Origin of the sequence: Allobosea sp. 47.2.35, assembly GCF_024655635.1 — a bacterium.
Lineage (GTDB): Bacteria > Pseudomonadota > Alphaproteobacteria > Rhizobiales > Beijerinckiaceae > Allobosea.
In genome coordinates this window covers 131,957-158,011 of the sequence record NZ_JANLGI010000004.1, presented here as the reverse complement: position 1 = coordinate 158,011, position 26,055 = coordinate 131,957, and the positions used below count along the sequence as shown (strand labels likewise).

The window sequence follows — 26,055 nt, the reverse complement described above, 5'->3', positions numbered from 1 at the left end:
CAACGTCGCAGGGCGGGATTGGTTCCGGAGGCGGGTTTGCCGGCGAAGGGTCGGTGGTGGATTTCAGATGAACGCAGGAGCCGCAAACAGAAAACCCCTCTCCCGGTTGGGAGAGGGGCAGGGGTGAGGGAAGGCCGGAAAACCAGTTCCGCTCGATGCCAACCACATCGGTAGAGAGCGCAGAGCAAGGGTGATTGGCGGCAGGCCCTCACCCCTGCCCCTCTCCCATCCGGGAGAGGGGTTCCCCGCGCTGTCCTTGCATTATCCGGCGATGCGGTCGAAATCCGCGACGGCGCGCGTCGCCTGACGGAGCTGGTTGAGCAGCTTCAGGCGGTTGGCGCGCAAGGCCGGATCGGGATCGTTAACCGTGACCTTGTCGAAGAAGGCATCGACAGCCGGGCGGATTTCGGCGAGCGCGGCCATGGCGCCCTCGTAATCCTCGGCTGCGACCGCAGCCTCCGCCTTAGGCGTCGCCTGCGCGAGAGCGACGGCGAGCGCCTTCTCCTCGATCAGGCCGGCATCGGCGATGAGGTGCAGATCGGGAGCAGCAGCGAAGGCGCCCTCCCCGTCCTTCTTCTCCTCCGCCTTGAGGATATTGGCAGCGCGCTTGTAGCCCGCGAGCAGGTTCCGGCCGTCCTCGGTGTCGAGGAACCGGCCGAGCGCGGCGACGCGGCGGGTGATGAGGAGGAGGTCGTCATTGGCCGAAGCCCCCTCGCCCAGCACGGCGTCGACGAGATCATGCCGCGCGCCCTGGTCGCGGAGCATGACCTTCAGGCGGTCGTGGAAGAAGGCGAGGAGGTCTTCGTGTGGCTTAATAAGGCCAAGAGAAGCCTCAAGACGATCAACCCGGTGTCGTGATCGAACGCTTTCATCAACTGCCTGCTGAAAATCATCGATCTCGATCTGACGCTGAACAAAATTCAACGCCAATTCTAAGTCTTCCTTCTGAATTTCTTCAAAATGATCGTTTGCCACATTCTCAATCATCGCTCCAAAATCGATGTGATCGATGTCGGAAATTTTGACGTCGCGCTTGAACAAAGTACCGGAGGGATCGGTATCCGGCGCGATGACCCGATATTCAGGCAGCTTGCAGATCGGCAACCGCACTCCATTCTCAACCACCAGCCGGATCACGCCCAGCGCCGCGCGGCGCAGCGCATAGGGGTCCTTGCTCCCGGTCGGCTTCTCGTCGATGGCCCAGAAGCCGACGAGAGTGTCGAGCTTGTCGGCCAACGCCACCGCCACCGAAACCGGATCGGTCGGCACGCGGTCGGACGGGCCGAGCGGCTTGTAGTGCTCCTCGACCGCCGCGGCGACCGAAGCGTCCTCGCCCTGCAGCTCGGCATATTTCCGGCCCATGAGGCCCTGCAGTTCCGGGAACTCGCCGACCATTTCGGTCGGCAGGTCGGCCTTGGCGAGCTTCGCGGCCCGCTCGGCCTTCTCGGGATCGGCGCCGACGATCGGGGCCAGCTCCCGCGCCAGCGCCGCGATGCGCTGGACGCGCCCACCTTGCGTGCCAAGCTTGGCGTGGAAGACGACGCCGAGCTTGTCGAGCTTCGCCATGCGCTGGTCGAGCGGCTTTGCGAGATCGAGCCCGAGCTTTTCGGCGCTGTCCTTGAAGGTATCGAGATCCGGCAGCGAGCCGCGGTCGGTCTGCCAGAAATAGGCGGCATCCGAGAGGCGCGCGCGCACGACGCGGCCGTTGCCGGCGGTGATCGCCACGCCGCCGTCGCTGGCGACGAGGTTCGAGACCAGGATGAAGCGGTTGGCGAGATTGCCCGTCGCGGGATCGCGCAGCACGAAGCATTTCTGGTTGGCGCGGATGGTGGCGCGGATCGCCTCGCCGGGTATGTCGAGGAAGCGCTCCTCGAACGATCCCATCAGCACGACCGGCCATTCGACGAGGCCGGCGACCTCCTCCAGCAGCCCCTCGTCCTCGACGAGGTCGAGCCCCTGCGCGAAGGCGAGGTTGCGGGCGTCGGTGAGGATGATCTCCTTGCGCCGGTCGGCATCGAGCACGACCTTCGCCTTCTCCAGCGAGGTCACGTAGTCGTCGAGGCGCTTCACCGTGATCGCGCCGGGCGCGTGGAAGCGATGGCCATAGGTGGTGTTGCCGGAAACGATGCCGTCGACCTCGAAGGGCACCACCTCCGGGTCCTCGACCTCGGCGGCGCCGAAGGTGCAGAGGATCGAATGCAGCGGGCGCACCCAGCGCAGGCTGGCGCCGGCGGCGGAGGCCTTGCCCCAGCGCATCGATTTCGGCCAGGGGAAGGACCGGATCACGGCCGGAACGATCTCGGCGATGGCCTGAACAGTCTCCTGCCCGGGCTTCTCGATGATGGCGACGTAGGAATCGCCCTTCTTGGGATCGCTGACGATGGTCGCCTGATCGAGCGAGGTCAGTCCGGCAGCCTTGAGGAAGCCTTGGACGGCGGCATCGGGCGCGCCGACGCGCGGACCCTTGCGCTCCTCGCGCACGTCACGGCCACGAATGGGGAGGCCGGCAATATGCAAGGCGAGCCGGCGCGGCGTGACGAAAGCCTTCGCGCCTTCGTAGACGAGGCCGCGTTCGACCAGCGCATCGGTGACGAGCTTCTTGAGGTCCTCGCCGGCCTTGCGCTGCATGCGCGCCGGGATTTCCTCGGAGAACAATTCGAGCAGAAGATCGGGCATCAGTTCGCTCCCCCGCCGACGGTCTTCAGCCAGGCCGCGCCGCAGGCCTTGGCGAGCTCGCGCACGCGCAGGATGTAGCTCTGCCGCTCGGTGACCGAGATCACGCCGCGCGCGTCGAGCAGGTTGAAGATATGGCTGGCCTTGATGCACTGGTCATAGGCCGGCAGGGCGAGTTCGTGGCGGGGCTGGTTGGCGCCGGATGCCGGCTCGCCGGCAGCGAGCAGCGCCTTGCACTCGGTCTCGGCGTCGGTGAAGTGCTGGAACAGCATCGCCGTGTTGGCATGCTCGAAGTTATGGCGGGAGTATTCCTGCTCGGCCTGCAGGAAGACGTCGCCATAGGAGATGCGGTCCTCGCCATCGAGGCCGTTGAAATTGAGATCGTAGACGTTCTCGACGCCCTGGACATACATCGCCAGCCGCTCGAGGCCGTAGGTCAGTTCGCCCGCGACCGGGGCGCATTCGACGCCCGCGACCTGCTGAAAGTAAGTGAACTGGCTGACTTCCATGCCGTCGCACCAGCACTCCCAGCCGAGGCCCCAGGCGCCGAGCGTCGGGCTCTCCCAGTCGTCCTCGACGAAGCGCACGTCATGCAGGCCGAGGTCGACGCCGATGGCGCGCAGCGAGTCGAGATAGAGTTCCTGCAGGTTCGGCGGCGACGGCTTCAGGATGACCTGGAACTGGTAATAGTGCTGGAGGCGGTTGGGGTTCTCGCCATAGCGGCCGTCCTTGGGGCGGCGCGAGGGCTGGACATAGGCAGCCTTCCACGGCTTCGGCCCGAGCGCGCGCAACGTCGTCGCCGGGTGGAAGGTGCCGGCGCCGACTTCCATGTCGTAGGGCTGCAGCACCACGCAACCTCGCTCGGCCCAGAAGCGCTGCAGCGTCAGCAGCAGCCCCTGGAAAGAGCGGGTCGGGTCCATCGCCGGGGAGGAAGCCGGGATGGTGGAGTGCGTGAGGGGCGCGGGGGCGGACAAGTGCCTGCAACCTTCCGATAACGAGGGAATGGCGGTGATTAGGGTTCGGGCCCGCCATGGTCAAGCTTGCGCGGGAACCTCAGGCGGACAGGTTTCGTTCATAACCGGTCTGATATCGACAAAGGCAACCGCATGGTCCGCGATGTTCGGGGCGAGCATTTGATGCCGGGCCGGCGGTCGAACAACGAAGGAGTACGCCCGTGTTGACAACCCGCATCATTGCCGCCGCCTTTGGCGCCGCAACCTTGCTCGGTGCCGCCATGAGCAGCGCCCCGGCCTCCGCGGCCCCGATTTCGGCCGGCACGGCCTTTGCCGCCGGCGCCGAGACCGGCCTCGTCCAGCAGGCCTGGCATCGCGGCCGGCCGCATTACGGCCCGGGCCGCCCGCATGTCCGCCGCTGCTGGAGCGAATCCCGCCGCGTCTGGAACGGCTATCGCTGGGTGCGCCGTACGGTCCGCGTCTGCCGCTGAGCCGGCATCCCGTCGATTTCGATAGGGCAAGCTGAACGGCGCCTTTTCGCGCCGTTCAGCAACAACGTCCTCGCTTTCCGGCGGCAACGACGCGTCACCCATCGGCACTGCCGATGGCACCTTCGACGGAGAAGACCATGTTCCGGACAGCGTTCATCGCCACCGCGGTGGCGGGCGCCCTTGGTGGTTTCGTCCTGACGGCGGCACCCGCCCCGGCCGGCCCGCTTGCCACCCAGGCCGAGCCACCCGCCCAGGCAGGCGAAAACCTGATCGAACAGGCCCAGTATTATCGCGGCCCGCGGCGCCATTACGGCCCACGTCCCTCCTACTACCGTCCGCGCTGCTTCTGGTCCGAGCGTCGCATCTGGGACGGCTGGCGCTGGGTCGTCCGCCCGGTGCGGGTCTGCCGCTGAGCCGCAGCAAGCATGGCCGCATTGCGGCCATCGGCTGAAGGCAAGGTGAACGACGCGATCCCTCGCCGTTCAGGTTCGACGACGTAATGTCGCAACTCAAGGGCGGCGTTTCATCCGACGGCAAACGTTGCCGACGCCATCTCATGGAGGTTTTCATGTTTCGGACAATCATCGTCACGGCGGCGACCGCCGGCGCGCTGGGCTTGGCCGGCCTCGGTGTCACCTCTGCCTCCGCTGCTCCAGTCGGGGCCGCTCCGATCGCGGCCGAGGCAGCTGCGAGCGAAGGCATGGTCCAGCAAGCGCAGTATTATTACGGCCCGCGCCGTTATTACGGGCCGCCGCGCTATTATGGCCCGCGCTATTATGGCCCGCGGCGCTATTATGGTCCGCCGCGCTTCTATGGTCCGCGCCCCTATTACGGCCCGCCGCGCTTCTACGGCCCGCGCCCCTATTACTGGTAATCGGGCGCAAGACGCTCGCGGCCGCGATGCACCGCATCGCTCAGCGGCGTCAGCCGTCCGTCGGCGCCATTGATCACGAAAGCCGGCAGCAAGGCTGCCGGCTTTCTGCTGTTCAGGATGGCCGTGACGATGACCCGGATCGCAGGTTTCTCTGCGAAGGCATGGATCGGCCGGATCGCGACCGCGCCGAACCCGGTTTCGAGACCGGCCAGAACTTCCGGCAGCGCCTCCACGGTGTGAATGAGTGCCAGATGCCCGCGGGGCCGAAGCAGGCGCCGGGCAGCCCGCAGCCAGGGCGCAAGCGCACCTTCAGCGACGTGGGCCGCCTTGCGATTCGGGACGGGCGAGGCCTTGCTCCCGCCCGGCGGGTAGAAGGGTGGGTTCATCGCCACCGCATCATACGACGCAGCAGCCAAGCCGAGTTCGGAGAGAATCGCGGCGCGCGCCGTGACATCGCCGGCAATGGCCGCGACACGCCCGGCCATGTCGTTGAGCCCGGCATTGCGTGCCGCCAGCGCGGCAAGCTCCGGGTCGCGCTCCAGCAACGTGACACGCAGATCGGGCTGGGCCAACGCAGCCGCGAGGCCGACCGTGCCCACGCCCGCGCCGATATCGAGCAACGCGCCCTGCCCCAGCTCCGGCAACGCGGCCGCCAGCAGGATCGCATCGCTGCCGGCGCGATGGCCCTTGCGCGGCTGGAGCAACCGCAATCGACCGTCGAGCAGACAGTCCTCGACGATCTCGCCCAGCGCAGAGACTGGCCCGCCCTCACTCATCGCGGAGTTCGGCACCGTAACCGGCGTCGACCAGCAAGGCGCGGGCACGCTTGCGATCCGCCTCGCGCACCAGCAAGCGGCGGGGGAAGGCACCGATCATCCCCTCCAGCGAGCTGATATGCTGGTCGGCGATCAGGCAATCGAGATTGGCCGATGCCAGCAGCGCCTCGACGGCGCCGAGCAGGATGAGGTCGTTGGTGCGCATGAGTTCGTGCATGGCTCCATGGAGCCCAAGCACCCCGCCCTGCGCAAGAGCCCGACACTTTCAGCCCTCGCTTACGCAAAGGTGCGGCGTCGCGCCGGTTTGCAGGGGCTGGCGTCCCATGCGACGGTTGTGGCATGGGACGGGCACGCCGGCCCGGCGTAAGGATCTGACCCGGAGTGTTTCCAGTGGGTGTCGTCGTCTCCCTCGAGGAACGGGAATCGAATCAGGCCAGCATCGAGCCGCTGGTCGCGTTGACGCGCGCCGATATGGAGCGGGTCAACGCGATGATCATCTCGCGCACCGGTTCCGACGTGACGATGATCCCGGAGGTCGCCAACCACCTGATCTCCTCGGGCGGCAAGCGACTACGGCCGATGCTGACGCTCGCGATGGCCGATCTCTGCGGTTATCAGGGCGAAGGCCATGTCAAGCTCGCGGCCTCCGTCGAGTTCATGCATACGGCCACGCTGCTGCATGACGACGTCGTCGACGAGAGCGACATGCGCCGTGGCAAGCTCGCGGCCCGGATGCTCTGGGGCAACGAGGCGAGCGTTCTGGTCGGCGATTTCCTGCTCGGGCAGGCCTTCAAGATGATGGTCGAAGTGGGCTCGCTGCGCGCGCTCGACATCCTGTCGACGGCCGCCTCCGTCATCGCTGAAGGCGAGGTGCTGCAGCTCTCGGTCGCCAAGAACACGGAGACGACCGAGGACGAGTACCTCTCGGTGATCCGCGGCAAGACGGCCGAGCTCTTCGCCGCCGCCTGCGAGGTCGGGCCGGTCATCGCCAATTCCTCAAAGGCCGATGCCGCCGCCTGCCGCAGCTACGGCCTCAATCTCGGCATCGCCTTCCAGCTTATCGACGATGCCCTCGACTATGGCGGCGTCGCGGCCAAGCTCGGCAAGAACACCGGTGACGATTTCCGCGAGGGCAAGATCACCCTGCCCGTCGTGCTCTCCTTCCGCCGCGGCGACGAGGCCGAGCGCGCCTTCTGGAAGCGCACGCTGCAGGATGGCGAAATCCGCGACGGCGACCTGGAAGAGGCTCAAGGCATCATGCGCCGCCACAAGGCACTCGACGACACGATCGCCCGCGCCGAGCACTACGCGAGGATGGCTAAGGATGCGCTTGGCCTGTTCCCGGCCTCGCCGATGAAGCAGGCGCTCAACGCCGCCGTCGATTTCTGCGTGGCGCGGGCGCATTGAGCGTGGACGTGGCTTCGGCCGGCAAGCCGGAGATCGAGACCTTATCGTCGCGGGTCGTCTACCAGAATCGCTGGATGACCGTGCGCGAGGACGCCATCCGGCGGCGGGACGGCTCACAAGGCATCTACGGCGTCGTCGAGAAGACCGACTTCGCCGCGATCGTTCCCGTCGAGCCGGATGGCAGCATTCATCTCGTCGAACAGTATCGCCACCCCGTCGGAGCGCGCTTCTGGGAGGTGCCGCAAGGCTCGTGGGAGTCGAATCCGGAGGCCGATCCCCTGACCGTGGCCCAGGGCGAGCTGCGCGAGGAAACCGGCCTCCAGGCCGCCGACATGGTCAAGCTCGGCTATCTCTTCGAATGTTATGGCTATTCGAACCAGGGCTGCCACGTCTTCTTGGCCAGAGGGCTGACCCAGCAGAACCGCGATCTCGACCATGAGGAGCAGGGCCTGATCTCCCGTCGCTTTCCGGCCAGCGACGTTATGGCGATGATCCAGAGCGGCCAGATTCGGGACGCCATCACGGTCGCCGCCATCGGGTTGCTCGTGATGCGGGGTCTGCTGCCGCAAGCCGGCGATTCGTCGACCTGAGAAGACCGCAAGCTCCGCTCAGCGCAGCAGCGTCGGCGTCACCCACCAACCCGGCTGCTCGTGCCGTAGCGTTTTCGCTGCGGCAGCGCTGGCGGTGCAATCGTCAAACAGCGCGTAGCATGTGGCTCCGGAGCCGGACATGCGCGCCAACCGGCAGCCCGGAAGCACGACGAGGCGCTTCAAAACCTCGCCGATAACCGGCGCGACATGCTGCGCCGGCGCAGCGAGATCGTTCGTCGTGGATGCGAGGTACCCCAGCAGCTCCCCTGCCGATCCCGGCGTTCCAAGCTTCGCCGCGTGTGCTTCAGACAGCATCTCGCCAGCCTTGAGGCCAAGCGCCCGGAACACCGCGATCGTCTCGACGCCGACACCCGGATTGACCAACACCGCGAAGAGCGGCGGCAACTTGAGCGCCGGGCCAAGCCTCTCGCCGATGCCGGCCATCAGCCGGGCGCGCGAATCGAGACAGACCGGGACGTCAGCGCCAACGCCCGCAGCAACCACTCGCAGAAGTGGGTCCGTAGGCGCGATGCCGTTCAGCCGCGCGAGCAGACGCAGCGCCGCAGCCGCGTCGGCCGAGCCACCGCCGATTCCGGACGCGACCGGCAGTCTTTTCACGAGATGGAAGCGCCCGAGACTCAAGCCCGGGCGCACGGCAGCGAGTGCGCGGGCAGCGCGCAGGACGAGATTGCCGTCATCGACCTCCAGCCCTTCGGCACGGGGGCCGGTAAGCGTGAGGGATACCGGTGCGCCGGGCTCAAGCGACAACGTGTCGCCGACGCCAGCGAAGGCGACGAGGCTTTCGAGCTCGTGATAGCCGTCGGCGCGCCGGCCGAGCACGCGCAGGTCGAGATTGACCTTGGCGCGAGCGCGCGTCGTCAGCGGCAGGGCCACGGCGTCAGGCCGGCGGCGCGAGAGCGTCAGCCGCCATCCTTCTTGGTGTCATCGGTGGCGCTGGCCGAGGGCTCCTCCAGTCCGCGCTCGATCTTGCGCAGGATCTTGGCGAGATCCTCGGGCTCGGGCTTGAGGTCACGGGCGTGATTCCACTGGAACTTCGCCTCGAGCTGGCGGCCGGTGCGCCAGTAGACGTCGCCGAGATGGTCGTTGATGACCGGATCGGAGGGCCGCAGCTCCGAGGCGCGCTCGATCTCGCGCGCTGCATCCTCGTAGCGGCCGAGGCGGTAATAGGCCCAGCCCAGCGAATCGATGATGTAGCCATCGCGCGGACGCAGCTCCACGGCACGGCGCAGCATGTCGAGCGCCTCGTCGAGCTTGAGATGCTTGTCGACCAGCGAATAGCCGAGATAGTTCAGCACCAGCGCGCGCTCGCGGCCGAGCGGATCGGGCAGCAGCTCCAGCGCCTTGCGCAGATCGGCCTCAGCCTCGGGCCAGCGGTTGACGCGCTCGCGGGCGATGCCGCGGAAATAGAACAGGTCCCAGTTGGCCCGGCCCGGCGAAGCGAGCTTGGCGATGGCCTTGTCATAGGCCGCCGCAGCCTCCGCGAACTGCTTGCGCGAGCGATAGATGTTGCCGAGCGCGGAGAGCGCATCGACATCGTCCGGGCGCTCGGCGATGACCTTGTCGAGATGCTTCACAGCCTCTTCGGGCTTGCCGAGGTTTTCCAGCGCCAGCCCGGCCTGGATCTCGGCATTCGGGCGCAGCGGCGAGGTCGCCGGCATCTTGTCGTAGACGGCGACGGCATCTTCCGGCTGGCGCGCGCGCTCAAGGATGTCGCCGAGCGTCAGGATGGCGAGGTCGTGGCCTGGATCGAGATAGATCGCCATGCGCAGGTAGAGCAGCGCGGCCGCCTCGTCGCCCTGGCGGTTGCCCGCGCTGGCGAGGCCGTAGAGCACCTCGGCAGCGCCCTGCTGCGGCGTCGTGATCTGGCGCGGCGGCTGCTCCTTCTTGCCGACGAGCGCCATGCCCTCGCGGATGATCGGATGGTTCGGCAGCAGGCGATCGAAGCCGGCATAGGTCTCGGCCGCACCGTTGAAATCACCGCTGCGGGCCTGGAAACGCGCCCAGAGATCGACCAGCCGGAGCGTGGTCTTCTCCGCGTCATAGGCCGATTTCAGGCGCTTCTCGGCATCGGCCCGGCGGCCGGCAGCATCGAGGATCAGACCGGCGTGATAGTCGCGGAAGAGATTGTAGGAGGGCTCACCCTTCAGGCGCTCCAGTGTCTCGATCGCGCGCTTGGGATTGTTCGAGCCGAGATAGGACCAGGCCGAGAGCAGCGTCGCGGTGATGTCGGCCGCGCGGCCCCTGCCCCCGCGCTGGAGATGGTTGCGCGCGGTCTGGTAGCTTTTCTGCTTGATCGAGCGGATGCCGATGACGAGCTGGGCGAGGCCGTTGCTCGGGTCCTGCTGGATCAGCTTGTCGGCGGCCCGGAAGGCGTCCTGCATGGCGCCGTCGGCCAGGAAGGCGACGAAGGCGCGCTCGGTCAGGTCGTTGTTCTGCGGGTCTTCCTTGATCGCTTCGCGCAGATAGACGGAGGCCGCGCCGAGATCGCGCGAGGCGCCGGCGACGATCGCGGCGAGATAGTTACCCTCCAGGCTGTCGCCCGGCTCCAGCGAATCAGCCGAGCGCGGCTGCGTCGCGCCCTGGGCGGCGGCCACGGCTGGCAGGAACATCAACAGCGACAACGCAGCAGCCGTGCCGGAGGCACGAACCTTCTTCAATAATGTCACGACTGCCATTCTCCCTCGGCCCGCAGCCTCACCATCTCGGGGCGCACTCTTCAAGCGGACCGTGATCGCTTCGCGTAGGCCGCCAAGATGGCGGTTTCCGGGCGGGCGGGCAAGCCGGCCTCCCCCGGAATGCCGCGGTTTCGTAGCAGCCGCGCAACACTCGGCGAAATCCCGATGACGAAGCGGCCGGCACAAGAAAACGGCAATCATCCGCAAAGGATATCGTGCCTATAGTCGACTCGCTTGCAGTTCACGCAGCGATTCCACTGGGACTATTCCAATGAAGAAGATCATTCTGAGCGTTGCCGCCGTCGCGCTTCTCGGCGGCTTCGTCGCCGGCTGCGCCAAGACCGAGACCAAGCCGGCCGCCCCGATCGTCCGCAAGGGCTGATCCGACCCGGTTCGACGACAAAGGGCGCGCCAGCAGGCGCGCCCTTTTTTTGATTCGTAAGGGCAAGTAGATCGCGGCGATCACATATTCGCGTAGCCGGGGCCGCCAGCGCCTTCCGGCACGGTCCAGGTGATGTTCTGGGCGGGGTCCTTGATGTCGCAGGTCTTGCAGTGGACGCAGTTCTGCGCGTTGATCACGAAGCGCGGATTGGTCTTCGCCTCGGCGTTCTCATAGACGACCTCGTAGACGCCCGCCGGGCAGTAGAGCCGCGCCGGCTCGCCATAGAGCGGCAGGTTCTGCGTGATCGGAACCGACGGATCGGTCAGCTTCAGATGCGCCGGCTGATCTTCCTCGTGATTGGTCGAGGACAGGAAGACCGAGGAGAGCTTGTCGAAGGAGATCTTGCCGTCCGGCTTCGGATAGGTGATCGGCGTGACCTCGGCGAGCGGCTTCAGCGTCGCGAAATCCGGCTTGCCATGCTTCAGCGTGCCGAAGGGCGACCAGCCGAAGAGCTGGTTCAGCCACATGTCTATTCCGCCGAGCCCGATGCCGAGGAAGGTGCCGAATTTCGACCAGAGCGGCTTGACGTTGCGGACGCGCTTCAGGTCCTTGCCGATGGCGCTGTCGCGCCAGCTATTCTCGATCTCGACGACCTCGTCGTGCTGGCGTCCCGCCTGCAGCGCCGGCACCAGCTTTTCCGCCGCGAGCATGCCCGACAGGATGGCGTTGTGGCTGCCCTTGATGCGCGGCACGTTGACGAAGCCCGCGGCGCAGCCGATCAGCGCGCCGCCTGGGAAGGTCAGCTTCGGCACGGACTGGAAGCCGCCCTCGGTGATGGCGCGTGAGCCATAGGCGATGCGCTTGGCGCCCTCGAAGGTGTCGCGGATCAGCGGATGGGTCTTGAAGCGCTGGAACTCGTCGAAGGGCGAGAGCGTCGGGTTCTGGTAGTTCAGGTGGACGACGAAGCCGACGGAGACCAGGTTGTCGTCGAAATGGTAGAGGAACGAGCCGCCACCGGTGCTGTTGTCGAGCGGCCAGCCGAAGGAGTGCTGGACGCGGCCCTTGTGGAACTTCTCCGGCTTGACCTGCCAGAGCTCCTTCAGGCCGATGCCGTATTTCTGGGGCTCGCACCCCTCGTCGAGGGCAAACTTCCTGATCGCGATCTTGGAGAGCGAGCCGCGCGCGCCCTCGCCCAGGAGCGTATAGCGGCCGCGCAGTTCCATGCCGCGGGTGAAGCGATCCGAGACTGTGCCGTCCTTGGCGATGCCCATGTCGCCGGTGGCGATGCCGGCGACCGAGCCATCCTCGTTGAAGAGCAGTTCGGCGGCAGCGAAGCCCGGATAGATCTCGACGCCGAGCGCCTCGGCCCGCGCGCCCAGGAACTTCGCGACCAGCCCGAGCGAGCCGACGAAATTGCCGTGGTTGTTCATCAGCGAAGGCATACCGAAATTCGGCAGGCGGATGCCGTTCGGCTGCGTCAGGAAATAGAAGATGTCTTCCTTGACCTCGGTGGTCAGGGGACGGTCGGGATCCTCGCGCCAGTCCGGCACCAGCTTGTCGAGGCCGATCGGATCAATGACGGCACCCGAAAGAATATGCGCGCCGACCTCGGCGCCCTTCTCGACCACGACGACGGAGATGTTCTCGTCGAGCTGCTTCAGCCGGATCGCAGCGGCCAGGCCAGCAGGGCCCGCGCCGACGATGACGACGTCATAGTCCATGCTCTCGCGCGGTTCGCTCTGCGCTTCCTTGAGATCCATCCTGCCCTCCGCCTCAGCAACCGCGCCGCATGATAGTTTATATATGAACTATTTCGCCGGGTCGTTCAATGCCGGCTTTCGTCCAGTCTGGAACCCCTCTATCCAAGCGCGCGTTCCATTTTGCAACTGCGTCGGCTCGCGAAGCGGCCTTGCAGGGTATAGGATGCCCCTATGAGCCTGTCCGATGCAGTCGGCCCCGACGCGCCCAATCCCTATGAGTTGCTGAGCTGGTACGCCGAGATGGGCGTGACCGAGGCGCTCGACGAGACGCCGCGCAACCATTTCGCCGATCCGGTTCCTGCCGGTGGCAACGGCCAGCCGCGCCTGCGGCCCCTGCCCGGCCGCCCGGCTGCGCCGGTACGGCCCATGGCGGCAGCGGCAACGGCTCCTGATGACGCGACGGTCAGCGCCAAGGCCTTGGCGCGCGAGGCCCGCACGCTCGACGAACTAAGGGCAGCGCTCGCGGGTTTCGAAGGCTGCGCGCTGAAGGCCACCGCCAAGAACCTGGTCTTCGCCGACGGCAATCCGGAAGGCCGCGTGATGATGGTCGGCGAAGCGCCCGGCGCCGACGAGGACCGGATCGGCCTGCCCTTCGTCGGACGCTCCGGCCAGTTGCTCGACCGCATGCTGGCCGCGATCGGGCTGAACCGGAAAGACGATGTCTATATCGCCAACATGCTGCCCTGGCGCCCGCCCGGCAACCGCACGCCGACGCCGCAGGAAGTGGCGATCTGCCTGCCCTTCATCCAGCGCCAGATCGAACTTGCCGATCCCGATATCCTGGTCTGCGTCGGCGGCCCGTCGGCGCAAGGGTTGCTCGGCTTCACCGGCATCCTGCGCTCGCGCGGGAAATGGGTGGAATACGACACCGGCACGCGGCGCATCCGGGCGATCGCGACCCTGCACCCGGCCTATCTGCTGCGGCGCCCGCTCGACAAGCGCCTCGCCTGGCGCGATCTGCGCGCGCTGAAAGCCGCACTCGACGGGAAGAATTGACGCAGCGACGTTGCGCGCAGGGGCGGCGCAAGGCAGAGTTACATTAGATCACATCCAGAAGCGCCCCAGCGGGCGTTCCCCAACGCCTTAGCGGCGTGGCCGACGGAGTTCTGCGATGGTCATCGATGCATTTCTGCTCTCACGCATCCAGTTCGCCTTCACGGTTTCCTTTCACATCGTCTTTCCCGCCTTCACGATCGGGCTTTCGGCCTATATCGCGACGCTGCTCGGGCTGTGGCTGAAGACGGGCGATGCGAAGTTTCATCTGCTCGCGCGCTTCTGGACCAAGATCTTCGCGGTCTCCTTCGCCATGGGCGTGGTCTCCGGCATCGTGCTGTCCTACCAGTTCGGCACCAACTGGAGCCGGTTCTCGACGGCGGTCGGCAATGTCATCGGGCCATTGATCGGCTACGAGGTGCTCTCGGCCTTCTTCCTCGAGGCCTCCTTCCTCGGCGTCCTGCTGTTCGGCTGGAAGCGCGTGCCGCCCTGGCTGCATTTTCTCTCCGCCGTCATCGTCGCGGGCGGCACGGCGCTCTCCGGCTTCTGGATCCTCTCGGCCAATAGCTGGATGCAGTATCCGGCCGGGCATGAGGTGCGCGACGGCATCGCCTATCCCGTCGACTGGATGAAGATCGTCTTCAACCCGACCTTCCCCTTACGATTCGCCCATATGATGACGGCCGCCTATCTGACGACCGCCTTCGTCGTGCTGGCGACCGGAGCGCGGCACCTGCTCGCCGGGCACCGCACCGAATCGGCCAAGACAATGGTGCGGATGGCGATCCTGATGATCGCCCTGACCGCGCCGCTCCAGGCCGTGATCGGCGACTTCCATGGCCGCGACACCGCGACCTACCAACCGGCCAAGCTCGCCGCGATCGAGGCGCACTGGGATTCGTCGAAGCCCGGCGCGCTCGTGCTCTTTGCCTGGCCGGACGAAAAGGCCGAACTCAACCGGTTCGAGATCTCGATCCCCGGCGTCGCCAGCCTCGTCACCCATGGCAGCATGAACGCGCTCTTCCCGGGCCTGAAGGATTTCAAGGTCGAGGACCGGCCGCCCGTGCTCATCCCCTTCTTCGCCTTCCGGGCGATGGTCGGGATCGGCGTGCTGATGATCCTGTTCGGCTGGGTCGGCGCCTGGCTGTGGCGCAAGGGCACCGTCTTCGAATCACGGCGCTGGCTCTGGATCGCGCAATACACCTGGCCGGCAGGCTTCATCGCCATCCTCTCGGGCTGGTTCGTGACCGAAGTCGGGCGCCAACCCTGGCTCGCCACCGGCATCATCCGCTCCGCCGACGCGGTCTCACCGGTCACGACGCTGCAGGTCGCGATCTCGCTTGCGCTGTTCGTCTGCGTCTATTCCGTCGTCTTCACGGCCGGAATCCTGCTGATCAACCGCCTGATCGACAAGGGGCCGGACGAGATATCCGGCGAGGATGCGCCGGAGCAGCCATCGAAGCGCCCGCTCAAGGCCGCGCAGGGGGAGGCCGCCGCGATCTTCGGCGACGGCAAGCCCGGCGACGACAAGATCCAGCCGGCGATCTGAGGAGACAACCGATGGAATGGTATCTCCCCGTGATCTGGGCCGGGCTGATCGGCACCGCCGTGATGCTCTATGTCGTGCTCGACGGTTTCGACCTCGGCATCGCCATCCTCTTCCCGACGACGAAGGACGAGGGCGAGCGCGACCAGATGATGAACTCGGTCGCGCCGTTCTGGGACGGCAACGAAACCTGGCTGGTGCTGGGCGGCGGCGGGCTCTGGGTCGCCTTCCCGCAGGCCTATGCCATCATCATGCCCGCCTTCTACATCCCGGTCATCCTGATGCTGCTGGCGCTGATCTTCCGCGGCGTCGCCTTCGAATTCCGCTGGGTTGCCAAGCCGCATCACCACCGCTGGGACCTCGCCTTCTGGCTCGGCTCCACCGTCGCCGCCTTCTCGCAGGGGCTCATCCTCGGCGGGCTGATCCAGGGCATCACGGTCGCGAACGGCCAGTTCGCCGGAGGCCCGTTCGACTGGCTGACGCCTTTCACCGTGATGTGCGGCATCGGCGTCGTGGTGGGCTATGCCCTGCTCGGCGCGACCTGGCTGATCTTCAAGACCGAAGGCCCGGTCGCGGAGCGGGCACGCCGGCAGGCCAGGACGCTGCTGCTGGCGCTGATGGGCTTCGCCGCGCTGGTTTCGCTGTGGACGCCCCTTGCCCATCCGCGCATCGCCGAGCGCTGGTTCACGCCGGGCAATCTCGCCCTGCTCTGGCCCTTCCCGGTGCTGACGGCGTTCAGCGGCTACATGGCCTGGAAGCGACTTCATGGCGCGCATGAATTCACGCCCTTCGCCTTCACCATCGCGATCTTCCTGCTCTGCTTCCTCGGGCTGTCGATCTCGAACTTCCCCTATCTCGTACCGCCCTCGGTGACGATCTGGGATGCGGCGGCGGCGCCGTCATCCCATATTTTCGTGCTGATCGGCGTCGCCTTCCTGCTGCCGATGATCCTGTTCTACACCGCCTTCGTGTACTGGACCTTCCGCGGCAAGGTCAGGGCCGATAGCGGCTATCACTGACGGAACCGGGGCAGTCAGCCCGCGTTCAGGAGCAGCCTGCAAAGACGACTTGAGTTCCCCGCCTCTCTTGGCGAGATTGCGGGGAGCTTCGCCGGGGATGCCTTCATGCAGTGGGAAGATTACCGCCAGTCCGAGAATCTCGAGGACAGGCGTGGCAGCGGCGGCGGCTTCGCCGGCATGCCCGGCGGGCGCGGCGGCGTCGGCATCGGCACGATGGTGGTGCTCGGCCTGCTCGGCTGGGCGCTCGGCATCGACCCGCGCCTGCTCATCGGCGGGGCCGAACTGATCGGCGGAATCGGCGGGCGCCCGCAGACGCAGGAGACGCGCCGCTCCTCCGGCCCGCCGCAGGACGAGATGGGCCGCTTCGTCTCGGCCGTCCTTGCTCAGAACGAGGACATCTGGTCGAAAATCCTGCCGCAGCAGGCCAATATCCGCTACCAGCCGCCGCGTCTCGTGCTCTTCTCGGGCGTCGATCGTTCGGGCTGCGGCACGGCTCAGGCGGCGATGGGGCCGTTCTATTGCCCGGCCGACAAGAAGGTCTATCTCGACACCTCCTTCTTCCAGGAGATGCAGCGCAAGCTCGGCGGCGGCGGCGACTTCGCCTATGCCTATGTCGTCGGCCACGAGGTCGGCCACCACATCCAGAACCTGCTCGGCATCCTGCCCAAGGCAAACCAGATCCGCGAGCGCTCGTCGGAGCGCGATGCGAATGCGATCTCGGTGCGCATCGAATTGCAGGCGGACTGCTTCGCCGGCGTCTGGGCCCATAACATCCAGGCGATGGGCCGGCTCGACCAGGGCGATATCGAGGAAGCACTGCGCTCGGCCGCCGCGATCGGCGACGACAAGCTGCAGCAGGCCTCGCAGGGCGTGGTCGTGCCGGATTCCTTCACGCACGGCTCGTCCGCCCAGCGCACGAAATGGTTCAATGTCGGCTTCCAGTCCGGCTCGATGCAGCGCTGCGATACGTTCCGGAACCCGGTCTAGGGCGGCGCCCCCGTTATCCAACGTCGAGATGGGCTCTGCCGCATGAGCTACAGGAGACCTCTCATGTACCGCTTGCTGATCGCCACGGTGCTCGCCGCCAGCGCAACCGTGATGGCGCCGGCTGCGTCTGCATCCTCCCTAGGCGAGGTACTGCCGCCGGCGACCGCCGGGCAGCTCGACGAACAGCCGATAGCCTTCACCGCCAGCGCCGCGAAGCGCGAGCGGATGATGATCATTCAGCAGAACATGGAAGGGCAGCGGCGCTTCAGCCGCAGCGGAGGCCGCGGCTATGACGGCGGCTCCTACAATCGCGGCCATGACCGGGATCCCAACTACCGTCGGCGGCCCGGCAACCTGCCGCCCTACGGCTATCGCCGGCCTCATTCCAACCGGTGGTAGCCCGGGCGACCTCGAAAAACAGAACGGGCCCGAACCGGGCCCGCGACGTCAAACATTCAGCGCGGAGGGCTGAAATCCAGCCCTCCGCTTCGTTTTCATGGAGCCTTCAGCTCCAGAATCCTTCCTGATGAACGCGCGGCGAGAACGTATCCTCGTCCTCCTGCTGTTCCTCGCGTTTGTCCTCTTCGCGCTCGGCTTCGAACGCTGAACAGGAATCGTGCCGGTCAAGCATGGGTCTCTCCTTTCGAAGGTCTGAGGGAGGTGCTTTGGGCAACCGTCAACATATGAACTTATGCTGCATCGCACAAGTTCCGCCGCGAAACGCGATCTGCCATGCACCCTAAGCACGACCAGCCGATGACGATATGGAGCGCGCGAAAGACTTAGCCAGCCCGCTCCCGCAGGACCGGCAACCGCACCGGTGCCCGGTCGATTCGGCCGGCCGCAGCTGCCGCGCGGAGCATGACGAGGCCCGCCCCAAGCCCGCGCGCACCCAGCGAAAAAGCTACGCGCTCGCGCAGGGACGCGGCCATCCCGCTTGCTGGGATCAGGGCCGGCCTCGCCGCTGCGACCAGCAGATGGCGCTCCACGGCCTGCACCCAATGGGCCTGCGGCACGTCGCCGGCATCGAACAGGACGATGCGCTCGCCACGCGCGCCGGCCGCGCCGTCGCGCCAGGCGCTGCCATTGTTTACGCGCAGATAGCGGGCGCCGGTCGCGTCGGCGGCTCGTTCAGTCTCGGGCGCCCCTACGGTGTCGACGATCACCGCATGGCCGAGAAAGCCTTCCGCCACCGCGGGGATGAGGACGGCAAGGGTCGCGGCGAGCGCCTGCTGGGAACCATCGCTGCGGATCACGGCGGTGAGCATGAGCGAAATCCTATGCCGCAATGCAGCATGCCACAATCCCGCCACTTGCCTTTTGTTCTCTATATGTTCACTCTACATGAGACCAGAACGCGTCGACTCCCGGCGCGCGACGCGGTTCGAAAGCCATGCCCCAGGCCAGACCCACTTCCCGGCCCTTCCCGGCGGCCCAGCCCCTGCGGCGAGCCGACAGGGAGCCGAGCGTCTCGGCGCCGGTCGTCGCGCCGGCCGATCCGATGGCTTATGCCGGCCACCGCATCGATCCCGACAGGCGGCGCGGGCGCGGCGCCACGATCAACCCCGGCGGCCGCTACGAGATGGAGCAGCGCGTCAGCGAAGATGACGGCTGGGGCTCGCTGGAGGAGCTGCCGCCGTTCTCGACCGAGATCGCCTATGAGAAGGCGCGCACCATCATCACGCGCAACGACTCGCCGGACATCTCCTTCGACCGCTCGATCAATCCCTATCGCGGCTGCGAGCATGGCTGCGTCTACTGTTTCGCCCGGCCGAGCCATGCCTATCTCGGCCTGTCGCCGGGGCTCGACTTCGAGAGCAAGCTGACGGCCAAGCCCGATGCGGCGGCGCTGCTGGAAAAGGAGCTGTCCTCTCCGTCCTACCAGCCGCGCACGATCGCGATCGGCACCAATACCGATGCCTATCAGCCGATCGAGAAGAAGCTTCGGATCATGCGGCAGATCCTGGAAGTGCTGGCCAAGTTCAACCATCCCGTCGGCATCGTCACGAAATCGGCGCTTGTCCAGCGCGACATCGATATCCTCGCACCGATGGCGGAGAAGGGATTGGTCAAGGTCGCGCTCTCGGTAACGACGCTCGATCCCAAGACCGCGCGCGGCATGGAGCCGCGCGCCGCCTCCCCCGCCAAACGCCTGGAGACGATCCGCAAACTGTCGGAGGCCGGCATCCCCGTCACGGTACTGGTCGCGCCGATCATCCCGGCGATCAACGAACACGAGATCGAGCGCATTCTCGATGCGGCCAAGGCGGCAGGCGCCGAGGCCGCAGGTTATGTGTTGCTCAGGCTGCCGCTCGAAGTCCGCGACATCGTACAGGAATGGCTGCTGACGCATCACCCCGACAAGCTCAGGCATGTGATGTCGCTGATCCGCTCGACACGCGGCGGCAAGGACTACGATTCGCAATGGGGCCAACGCATGGTCGGTTCCGGCCCCTATGCCTGGATGATCGGGCGGCGCTTCGAGATGGCGGCCGAACGCATCGGCTTCAACGCGACACGGCGCCGGCTGCGGACCGACCTGTTCGTGAAACCGGACAAGGAGAAGGCGCAGCTGAGCCTGTTTTGAGGGTTGGCTTCGCGGGTCTCAGCGGTGGAACACGCTTCCACCGATCTGGCCCCGCGACCTGACCTGCTTCATAAACCTGCCATGCCCGCCGATTTCAGTCGCGAGACCTCCGCCATCGCCCAAGGCCTGTGGCCGCTCGCCGGGATCGACGAGGTCGGGCGCGGGCCGCTGGCAGGCCCCGTCGTCGCGGCGGCGGTGATCCTCGATCCCGAGCGGGTGCCTCATGGGCTCGACGATTCGAAGAAGCTGCCGGCCGCGATCCGCGAGGAGCTGTTCGGCGAGATCGTGGAGCGGGCGCTGGCCGTATCCATCGCCAGCGTGACCGCTGCGGAGATAGACGTCATCAACATCCGGCAGGCGACGCTGCTGGCGATGCGCCGCGCCGTGACCGCGTTGCCACTGGCGCCTCGCCATATCCTGGTCGATGGCAACGACCCGCCGCAGTTCGCCTGCTCCTGCGAGGCGATCATCCAGGGCGACGGGCAGGTCGCCTCGATCGCAGCAGCCTCGATCGTCGCCAAGGTCACGCGCGACCGGATGATGACGCGCCTCTCGCAGCGCTATCCAGCCTATGGCTTCTCCGGCCATGTCGGCTACGGCACGCCAGCGCATCGCAAGGCGATCCTCGCTCATGGCCCCTGCCCCGAGCATCGTTATTCCTTCGCACCGGTGAAGGGCATCTGGTTCCGCTGAAGGCTCTGGCCTCTCGCATCGCCGGCAAGCCCGACAAGCTGCCGTAACGGCAGGTCGAGACGTTAACCGCCGTTTACGAATTTCCTTTGATTCACAATGGGCTAGGCAAAAGTTGCAGCCCCAGAATGACACGCTTTTTTTTCAAAGCGGAAACCCGACCTTTACCCTGTCTGACCAATATCGCCCTCGTTGAAGTTGCGTAACGGTCTTGGCGTCATGGGTATCTCGCGTACCGGGACCGCCAGTGCTCCCGTCCGGATTCAGGTTTCGCGTACCGGACGGCCTGCACTGGGGGCTCGGATGAAGGCCAAGAGCCTTCCCGAACAAATCGGCACCCCTCGGGAGCTGCCGCTGGATCAGATCCTCGTCGGCGATTGCATCGCCGCGATGAACGCGCTGCCGCCGGCGAGCGTCGACCTGATCTTCGCCGATCCGCCCTATAATCTCCAGCTCGGCGGTGATCTGCGCCGGCCCGACGACAGCCTCGTCGATGCCGTCGACGACGACTGGGACAAGTTCGCCTCCTTCTCCGACTATGACCGCTTCACCCGCGACTGGCTGTCGGCCGCGCGCCGCATCCTGAAGCCGGACGGGGCGCTGTGGGTCATCGGCAGCTATCACAACATCTTCCGCGTCGGTGCGACGCTGCAGGATCTCGGCTTCTGGATGCTGAACGACATCGTCTGGCGCAAGGCCAATCCGATGCCGAACTTCCGCGGCCGGCGCTTTACCAATGCCCATGAGACGCTGATCTGGGCGGCGCGTGGCGAGAGCTCGAAGTACACCTTCCATTACGAGGCGCTGAAGGGCGGCAATGACGACCTGCAGATGCGGTCGGACTGGTATCTGCCGCTCTGCACCGGCGACGAGCGCCTGAAAGACGAAAGCGGCGCCAAGGTGCACCCGACGCAGAAGCCGGAAGCCCTGCTCGCCCGCGTGCTGCTCTCGGCTTCGAATCCCGGCGACGTGATCCTCGATCCGTTCTTCGGCACGGGCACGACCGGCGCCGTCGCCAAGGCGCTGGGCCGCCGGTTCATCGGGCTCGAGCGCGATCCGGTCTATGCCAAGGCCGCGCGCGCGCGCATCGCGGCGGTGACGCCGCTGGCGCCGGAAGCCTTCTCCACCGCGCCCTCCAAGCGCAGCGAGCCGCGCGTGCCCTTCCTCAGCCTGGTCGAAGCCGGGCTGGTGAAGGCGGGCGAGACCGTCCATGACGAGAAGCGCCGCTACAAGGCCACGGTGCGGGCCGATGGCACGCTGCTGCTTGGCCCGGCAGTCGGCTCGATCCACAAGGTCGGCGCGCTGGCGCAAGGTCTCCCGGCCTGCAACGGCTGGACCTTCTGGCATGTCGAGCGCGAGGGCGGGCTCACCGTGCTCGACGCCCTGCGCGGCGAGATCCGGGCGCAGATGGCCGCGGCCTGAGCCGCCGGGCGCAAGCGCCCGGCCCTCCCGTCATTCGTTCAGAGGATGTGCGCCTGCCGCCCGCAAGCGCATGCTCGCCCACATGACATAGAGGGGCGGCAGCATGGCGACGATCCTCAAGAACGGTTCCCGTGGCCCCGAGGTCAAAGCGCTTCAGGAAGCGCTGAACGCCAAGCTCAAGCCGATACCCAAGCTCGTGCCGGACGGGCAGTTCGGCACCCTCACGCACAATGCGGTGCTCGCCTTCCAGCGCAAGAACTGGCTGGTCGAAGATGGCCAGGCGGGGCCTGCGACCCAGTCCTGCCTCTACGACACCGAGGCCTTCGCGCCGATCCTTCACAACGTGCCATTCATCGCGCAGCCGACCAACACGACCTGCTGGGCGACCTCGACGGCGATGATGAAGAAGTCGACCGTACCGATCATCATCGCCAAGACGCCGCCGGACATGATCGCCTCCGATGGCGGGCTGCTGAACTCCTCCGAAAGCGACCAGGCGATCGTGACCGGCCAGCGCTATGGCCGCGTCCACGGCCTGCGCTGCAACGCGCCGCAATCCTGGTCGGTCGAGCAGCTCCGGCAGGCGGTGTCGCGTGGGCCGCTGATGTTCGACATGCTCTGGCGCGTCGACGAGTACACGGCCGGACGCGGCAGCCCCGGCCATATGATCGTGATCGTCGGCATGCGCGGCGACGGCAATCCCGACGGCGCCGGCACGACACTGCGCATCCACGATCCCTGGCCGCCGAACCGCGGCAAGATCTATTCGAAGGGCTATTTCAAATGGTCCGTCGAGCTGCCGACGATGACCTATCGCGTCTTCGAATTGTAGAGCCCGGCGCGCTCGACCACTTTCAGCATCAGGCTCGGCAGAGGCTCGCCGGCCAGGTTCGCCAACGGGGTGAAGCGCATGCCGGCCGGAGCTGGCATGTGGGCGGGAACGCTGCCGGTGAACACGGTCAGCTCCAGCGGAAAATGCGTGAAGACATGGCGGACCGGCTCCGCCACCTGCGTCCAGCTCAAGGGCAGCGGTGCGTCCTGCGCAGCGCCGTCGAGTTCGTAATCGGCACGCCATTCGCTGGTCGGCACCTCGGCCATGCCGCCGAGCAGGCCCTTGGCCGGTCGCGTGCGCAGCAGGATAGTGCCATCCTGCCGGGTCAGGACGAAGGCCGCGCCAAAGCGGGTGACGCCTGCCTTCTTCGGCGCCTTGCGGGGGAAGCTCTCCTGCGTGCCAGTGATCCGCGCCCGGCAGGGTTCGCGCCAGGGGCAGAGGCCGCAGGCCGGATTGCGCGGCGTGCAGATGGTGGCGCCGAGATCCATCAGAGCCTGAGCGAAGTCGCCCGGCCGGCCATGCGGCAGCAGCGCCAGCACGTGCTCGCGAATCAGGGGCCGGGCGCCGGGCAACTCGTCCTCGATCGCGAAAATCCTGCTCATGACGCGCTCGACATTGCCGTCCACGGCCGCCGCCGGCCGGTCGAAGGCGATGGCCGCGACGGCTCCGGCCGTATAGGCGCCGATCCCCGGCAGATCGCGCAAGCCCTCCTCGGTGTCGGGGAAGCGGCCGCGATGGCTTTCCATTACCGCCTTGGCGCAGGCATGGAGATTGCGGGCACGGGAATAGTAGCCGAGCCCGGCCCAGGCCTGCATGACATCCTCGGACGGCGCCTCGGCGAGAGCCTTCACGGTCGGGAAGCGGGCCATGAAGCGCTCGTAATAGGGCTTCACTGCCGTGACCGTGGTCTGCTGCAGCATGATCTCGGAGGCCCAGACCCGATAGGGATCGGGCCGCTCGCCCGCACCCGCACGCCAGGGCAATGCCCGGCGATGACGGTCGTACCAGGCGAGAAGATCGGCGGCGCGAGGCGTGGCTACAGGGACGTCCATACCGCCGGTTTAACGCGAGAGGCCGATGCTGTGGAAGGGTTGGGTGCCGTCTCGCGAGCGGCTACTTCAGCGTTGCGATAATCGCGTCGATATCCCTGCAATCCCGCGCGGACGGCGCCTGGCCGGCACGCGCGTCGACCACTCTCATCGCCTCATGGGCCTTCCTGAGGCGTTCGATCGTCGCTGGCGATTGATCCTTCATCATCGTGTTGGAGGTGATCTCCATCACCTGCATGGAGCGCTTGTTGAGCTCCTCCTTCGTGCAGCTTCCGGCGGCGGGAGGAGCGGTCCCGACATTATCCCTGGCGCCCGCAGGCTTCGCCTTCACGGCATCGTCCCGCAACCGGACCGTCGAGACGGCGAGATCGCAGGCCGGCGCGAATTGCTCGGCCTTGTCCGCCCGGTAGACGCATTCGAAATTGTAGGCCTTGCCGTTCGCGATCGTGAAAACGTAGCGCTTGAGCTGCGGACGCTCCCTGCTGAAGGGCATGCGAACGTTCTGGAAGACCATGTCGACGGCGGGTCCGCCGAGCATCGTAGTCATCGACGAGGATCTGAGCGTGGTCGAGGGCAAAGGCGCGATCGCCCTGCTGAAATCGTCCGTGATCCGCGGCCGCGTCGCCTCGCTTGCCTCCTTGATATCGCCCGCGTCACGCGGACCGAGGAGGGTGATGATGACATCGCCATTCGTCGACGAAGATGCGGTCACACCCGTCACATCGCCGGTTCCATCGGCGAATTCGTGATCCAGCACGAAGTTCTGGGGATAGCTGAACGTGTAGGAGCCATCGGGGGCATGGAAAACCTGCGTGCCCTGCGCGGCGACGGCGGTCGGCATGGTCAATGCAAGGGCCACTAGCAGGCCGGCGCGTGCAAAAAGCGACATCATCTTCCTTCTGTCTTCATGAGGGCAGCACGACAGAATCTCACCTCGCCGTCGCAGCCCATTCCTAGGCAATGGCTTGCGGCTCACAAGCGCCACGCCCACAATGCAGCCATGTCCGCCAAACCTCTCGCAGAGCTGATCGACGACTGCATCGCGCCCGCGCTCGCCGCGCAGGGCTTCGCGGGGCGCGCCATCGTCTCGCTCTGGCCGGAGATCGTCGGCGAGCGGCTGGCGGCGCGCTCGCGCCCGCTCAAGATCGACTGGCCGCGGCGGCGGCCGGCACCGGGCGAGGCCTCCGAGCCTGCGACGATGGTGGTTCGGGTGGAGAGCGCCTTCGCGCTGGAGATGCAGCATCTCGGGCCGTTGCTGGTCGAGCGCGTCAACACGCATCTGGGTTGGCGGGCCGTCGGCAAGCTCGTGCTCAAGCAGGGGCCGGTCGCAGCGCCCGTCGTTGCGAAGCCAACACCGAAGCTCGACAGCGAGACGGCCGCGCGCGTCGAGGCGCAGGTTTCCGGCGTCGCCGACGAGGGGCTGCGCGAGGCGCTGGCGAAGCTCGGCTGGGCTGTGGCGCTGCGCGCGAAAACGCAAGGCGATGACACGGCTTCGTGAGCGGAGCGGTGCGCGGCACGATGCGCTCTTGCCACAATCGCGATGGCCTCTATAGCTCCAACCGATTTCGACCTTTCCGAGGATATCTCACGATGACGAACAGGCGACAGCTCCTGACCGGCGCAGCCGGCATCGCCGCTGCCGCGCTCGCCGGCGGCAACGCCGCGCGGGCCCAGACCAAGCTGCCCGATGCCGGACCGCTGGGCGATGTCTGGCTCGGTTCAGCCGACGCCAAGGTCACCATCGTCGAATATGCGTCGCTGACCTGCTCGCATTGCGCGACCTTCCATTCCGCGACCTGGCCGGAGCTGAAGAAGAAATATATCGACACCGGCAAGGTGCGCTTCACCCTGCGCGAATTCCCACTCGATCCGCTGGCCACCGCCGGGTTCATGCTCGCCCGCTGCAACGGCAACGACAAATATATCCCGATGACGGATCTGCTCTTCGCGCAGCAGCGCAATTGGGCTTTCACCGACAAGCCGGTCGACGCCCTCTCCGCGCTGGTGAAGCAGGCCGGTTTCACACAGGAATCGTTCGAAGCCTGCTTGAAACGCCAGGATATCTATGACGCCGTCACGGTGGTGAAGGATGGTGGGGCCAAGGCAGGCGTGGATTCGACGCCGACCTTTTTCATCAACGGGCAGAAGCGTTCCGGTGCGCTCACGATCGCCGAATTCGACAAGATCCTGGAGCCGCTCCTCGGCAACTGAGGCAGCGGTTTTCCGCTCGCGCGTCCTCAGCGCGCGTTTCATCACAGCCCTTGTCTTGAGGAGCCGCGTCGCGGCTTCCCAGAGGACGAGGGCTGAGTTGTTTCGAGCCGGCGAGGT

27 protein-coding genes are annotated in these 26,055 nt (G+C 66.5%); 16 read left to right on the top strand and 11 right to left on the bottom strand.

Annotation, left to right across the window (positions count from 1 at the left end; all coding sequences use genetic code 11):
• Positions 1-261: 261 nt before the first annotated feature.
• Positions 262-2,676 carry a glycine--tRNA ligase subunit beta gene (glyS, locus tag NUV79_RS07770; RefSeq protein ID WP_257732497.1) on the bottom strand — a complete coding sequence of 805 codons (2,415 nt, stop codon included), beginning with the start codon at positions 2,674-2,676 and terminating at the stop codon, positions 262-264.
• Positions 2,676-3,593 (bottom strand): glycine--tRNA ligase subunit alpha, encoded by a 918-nt coding sequence (locus NUV79_RS07765; protein ID WP_257732592.1) that lies wholly within the window; start codon positions 3,591-3,593, stop codon positions 2,676-2,678. The genes glyS and NUV79_RS07765 overlap by 1 nt, the downstream gene beginning before the upstream one ends.
• Positions 3,594-3,847: 254 nt before the next feature.
• Here NUV79_RS07765 and NUV79_RS07760 point away from each other — a divergent pair, with 254 nt between their 5' ends.
• The 3 genes from NUV79_RS07760 (at position 3,848) to NUV79_RS07750 (ending at position 4,991) form a co-directional block, all read left to right on the top strand.
• Complete coding sequence (locus NUV79_RS07760) at positions 3,848-4,117, top strand: hypothetical protein (protein WP_257732496.1); 270 nt, start codon at positions 3,848-3,850, stop codon at positions 4,115-4,117.
• Positions 4,118-4,254: 137 nt separating this feature from the next.
• Positions 4,255-4,530: a hypothetical protein gene (locus NUV79_RS07755; RefSeq protein ID WP_257732495.1), complete on the top strand. Its 276-nt coding sequence runs from the start codon at positions 4,255-4,257 to the stop codon at positions 4,528-4,530.
• A 155-nt stretch (positions 4,531-4,685) separates the two neighbouring features.
• Entirely contained in the window at positions 4,686-4,991 is a 306-nt protein-coding gene (locus tag NUV79_RS07750; RefSeq protein ID WP_257732494.1) for a hypothetical protein, read from the top strand.
• Here the strand turns inward: NUV79_RS07750 and NUV79_RS07745 are convergent.
• Positions 4,982-5,767, bottom strand: coding sequence for a tRNA1(Val) (adenine(37)-N6)-methyltransferase (locus NUV79_RS07745; RefSeq protein ID WP_257732493.1), 786 nt, complete (start codon positions 5,765-5,767; stop codon positions 4,982-4,984). The two genes, NUV79_RS07750 and NUV79_RS07745, sit on opposite strands and share 10 nt — an antisense overlap.
• On the bottom strand, positions 5,760-5,984 hold the full coding sequence (locus tag NUV79_RS07740; RefSeq protein ID WP_257732492.1) for a putative signal transducing protein: 225 nt from the start codon (positions 5,982-5,984) through the stop codon (positions 5,760-5,762). The genes NUV79_RS07745 and NUV79_RS07740 overlap by 8 nt, the downstream gene beginning before the upstream one ends.
• 173 nt (positions 5,985-6,157) lie before the next feature.
• Here NUV79_RS07740 and NUV79_RS07735 point away from each other — a divergent pair, with 173 nt between their 5' ends.
• Both NUV79_RS07735 and NUV79_RS07730 read left to right on the top strand, forming a co-directional pair.
• Positions 6,158-7,174, top strand: a complete 1,017-nt coding sequence (locus NUV79_RS07735) for a polyprenyl synthetase family protein (protein WP_257732491.1) — start codon at positions 6,158-6,160, stop codon at positions 7,172-7,174.
• A 2-nt stretch (positions 7,175-7,176) separates the two neighbouring features.
• Positions 7,177-7,764, top strand: coding sequence for an NUDIX hydrolase (locus NUV79_RS07730; RefSeq protein WP_308218172.1), 588 nt, complete (start codon positions 7,177-7,179; stop codon positions 7,762-7,764).
• Positions 7,765-7,782: 18 nt separating this feature from the next.
• Here NUV79_RS07730 and NUV79_RS07725 read toward each other — a convergent pair whose 3' ends face one another.
• The 3 genes from NUV79_RS07725 to NUV79_RS07715 all read right to left on the bottom strand — a co-directional run bounded on the left by NUV79_RS07725 (position 7,783) and on the right by NUV79_RS07715 (position 12,602).
• Entirely contained in the window at positions 7,783-8,658 is an 876-nt protein-coding gene (locus NUV79_RS07725) for a 4-(cytidine 5'-diphospho)-2-C-methyl-D-erythritol kinase (RefSeq protein ID WP_257732490.1), read from the bottom strand.
• Positions 8,659-8,684: 26 nt separating this feature from the next.
• Positions 8,685-10,460, bottom strand: a complete 1,776-nt coding sequence (locus NUV79_RS07720; RefSeq protein ID WP_374678986.1) for a tetratricopeptide repeat protein — start codon at positions 10,458-10,460, stop codon at positions 8,685-8,687.
• A 462-nt stretch (positions 10,461-10,922) separates the two neighbouring features.
• The gene (locus NUV79_RS07715) at positions 10,923-12,602 is read right to left on the bottom strand and encodes an electron transfer flavoprotein-ubiquinone oxidoreductase (protein WP_257732488.1); all 1,680 of its coding nucleotides are present in this window, start codon (positions 12,600-12,602) and stop codon (positions 10,923-10,925) included.
• A gap of 171 nt (positions 12,603-12,773) precedes the next feature.
• On the opposite strand from NUV79_RS07715, the gene NUV79_RS07710 reads away from it, so the two are divergent.
• The 5 genes from NUV79_RS07710 to NUV79_RS07690 all read left to right on the top strand — a co-directional run bounded on the left by NUV79_RS07710 (position 12,774) and on the right by NUV79_RS07690 (position 17,546).
• Positions 12,774-13,598 carry a uracil-DNA glycosylase gene (locus tag NUV79_RS07710; protein WP_257732487.1) on the top strand — a complete coding sequence of 275 codons (825 nt, stop codon included), beginning with the start codon at positions 12,774-12,776 and terminating at the stop codon, positions 13,596-13,598.
• A 115-nt stretch (positions 13,599-13,713) separates the two neighbouring features.
• Positions 13,714-15,144 carry a cytochrome ubiquinol oxidase subunit I gene (locus NUV79_RS07705; protein WP_257732486.1) on the top strand — a complete coding sequence of 477 codons (1,431 nt, stop codon included), beginning with the start codon at positions 13,714-13,716 and terminating at the stop codon, positions 15,142-15,144.
• An 11-nt stretch (positions 15,145-15,155) separates the two neighbouring features.
• The gene (gene cydB / locus NUV79_RS07700; protein ID WP_257732485.1) at positions 15,156-16,160 is read left to right on the top strand and encodes a cytochrome d ubiquinol oxidase subunit II; all 1,005 of its coding nucleotides are present in this window, start codon (positions 15,156-15,158) and stop codon (positions 16,158-16,160) included.
• 105 nt (positions 16,161-16,265) lie between these two features.
• Positions 16,266-17,147: a KPN_02809 family neutral zinc metallopeptidase gene (gene ypfJ, locus NUV79_RS07695; protein ID WP_257732484.1), complete on the top strand. Its 882-nt coding sequence runs from the start codon at positions 16,266-16,268 to the stop codon at positions 17,145-17,147.
• Between the two features lie 63 nt (positions 17,148-17,210).
• Complete coding sequence (locus NUV79_RS07690) at positions 17,211-17,546, top strand: hypothetical protein (protein WP_257732483.1); 336 nt, start codon at positions 17,211-17,213, stop codon at positions 17,544-17,546.
• 106 nt (positions 17,547-17,652) lie between these two features.
• Here NUV79_RS07690 and NUV79_RS07685 read toward each other — a convergent pair whose 3' ends face one another.
• Both NUV79_RS07685 and NUV79_RS07680 read right to left on the bottom strand, forming a co-directional pair.
• On the bottom strand, positions 17,653-17,778 hold the full coding sequence (locus NUV79_RS07685) for a hypothetical protein (protein ID WP_257732482.1): 126 nt from the start codon (positions 17,776-17,778) through the stop codon (positions 17,653-17,655).
• A gap of 151 nt (positions 17,779-17,929) precedes the next feature.
• Positions 17,930-18,415 carry a hypothetical protein gene (locus NUV79_RS07680; RefSeq protein ID WP_257732481.1) on the bottom strand — a complete coding sequence of 162 codons (486 nt, stop codon included), beginning with the start codon at positions 18,413-18,415 and terminating at the stop codon, positions 17,930-17,932.
• A 233-nt stretch (positions 18,416-18,648) separates the two neighbouring features.
• Between NUV79_RS07680 and NUV79_RS07675 the strand changes: the two genes are divergently transcribed.
• The 4 genes from NUV79_RS07675 to NUV79_RS07660 all read left to right on the top strand — a co-directional run bounded on the left by NUV79_RS07675 (position 18,649) and on the right by NUV79_RS07660 (position 22,678).
• Positions 18,649-19,734 (top strand): PA0069 family radical SAM protein, encoded by a 1,086-nt coding sequence (locus NUV79_RS07675; protein WP_257732590.1) that lies wholly within the window; start codon positions 18,649-18,651, stop codon positions 19,732-19,734.
• A gap of 81 nt (positions 19,735-19,815) precedes the next feature.
• Positions 19,816-20,427 carry a ribonuclease HII gene (locus NUV79_RS07670; protein ID WP_257732480.1) on the top strand — a complete coding sequence of 204 codons (612 nt, stop codon included), beginning with the start codon at positions 19,816-19,818 and terminating at the stop codon, positions 20,425-20,427.
• Between the two features lie 216 nt (positions 20,428-20,643).
• Entirely contained in the window at positions 20,644-21,846 is a 1,203-nt protein-coding gene (locus tag NUV79_RS07665) for a site-specific DNA-methyltransferase (protein WP_374678982.1), read from the top strand.
• Positions 21,847-21,949: 103 nt separating this feature from the next.
• Positions 21,950-22,678 carry a papain-like cysteine protease family protein gene (locus NUV79_RS07660; protein ID WP_257732478.1) on the top strand — a complete coding sequence of 243 codons (729 nt, stop codon included), beginning with the start codon at positions 21,950-21,952 and terminating at the stop codon, positions 22,676-22,678.
• Here the strand turns inward: NUV79_RS07660 and mutY are convergent.
• Together mutY and NUV79_RS07650 are read right to left on the bottom strand one after the other, a co-directional pair.
• Entirely contained in the window at positions 22,657-23,730 is a 1,074-nt protein-coding gene (gene mutY / locus NUV79_RS07655) for an A/G-specific adenine glycosylase (protein ID WP_257732477.1), read from the bottom strand. The genes NUV79_RS07660 and mutY overlap by 22 nt on opposite strands.
• A 61-nt stretch (positions 23,731-23,791) precedes the next feature.
• Positions 23,792-24,703, bottom strand: coding sequence for a hypothetical protein (locus tag NUV79_RS07650; protein WP_257732476.1), 912 nt, complete (start codon positions 24,701-24,703; stop codon positions 23,792-23,794).
• 24 nt (positions 24,704-24,727) lie between these two features.
• Here NUV79_RS07650 and NUV79_RS07645 point away from each other — a divergent pair, with 24 nt between their 5' ends.
• Together NUV79_RS07645 and NUV79_RS07640 are read left to right on the top strand one after the other, a co-directional pair.
• Positions 24,728-25,225, top strand: a complete 498-nt coding sequence (locus NUV79_RS07645; RefSeq protein WP_257732475.1) for a DUF721 domain-containing protein — start codon at positions 24,728-24,730, stop codon at positions 25,223-25,225.
• Positions 25,226-25,317: 92 nt separating this feature from the next.
• Positions 25,318-25,938: a DsbA family protein gene (locus NUV79_RS07640; RefSeq protein WP_257732474.1), complete on the top strand. Its 621-nt coding sequence runs from the start codon at positions 25,318-25,320 to the stop codon at positions 25,936-25,938.
• Positions 25,939-26,055: the final 117 nt, after the last annotated feature.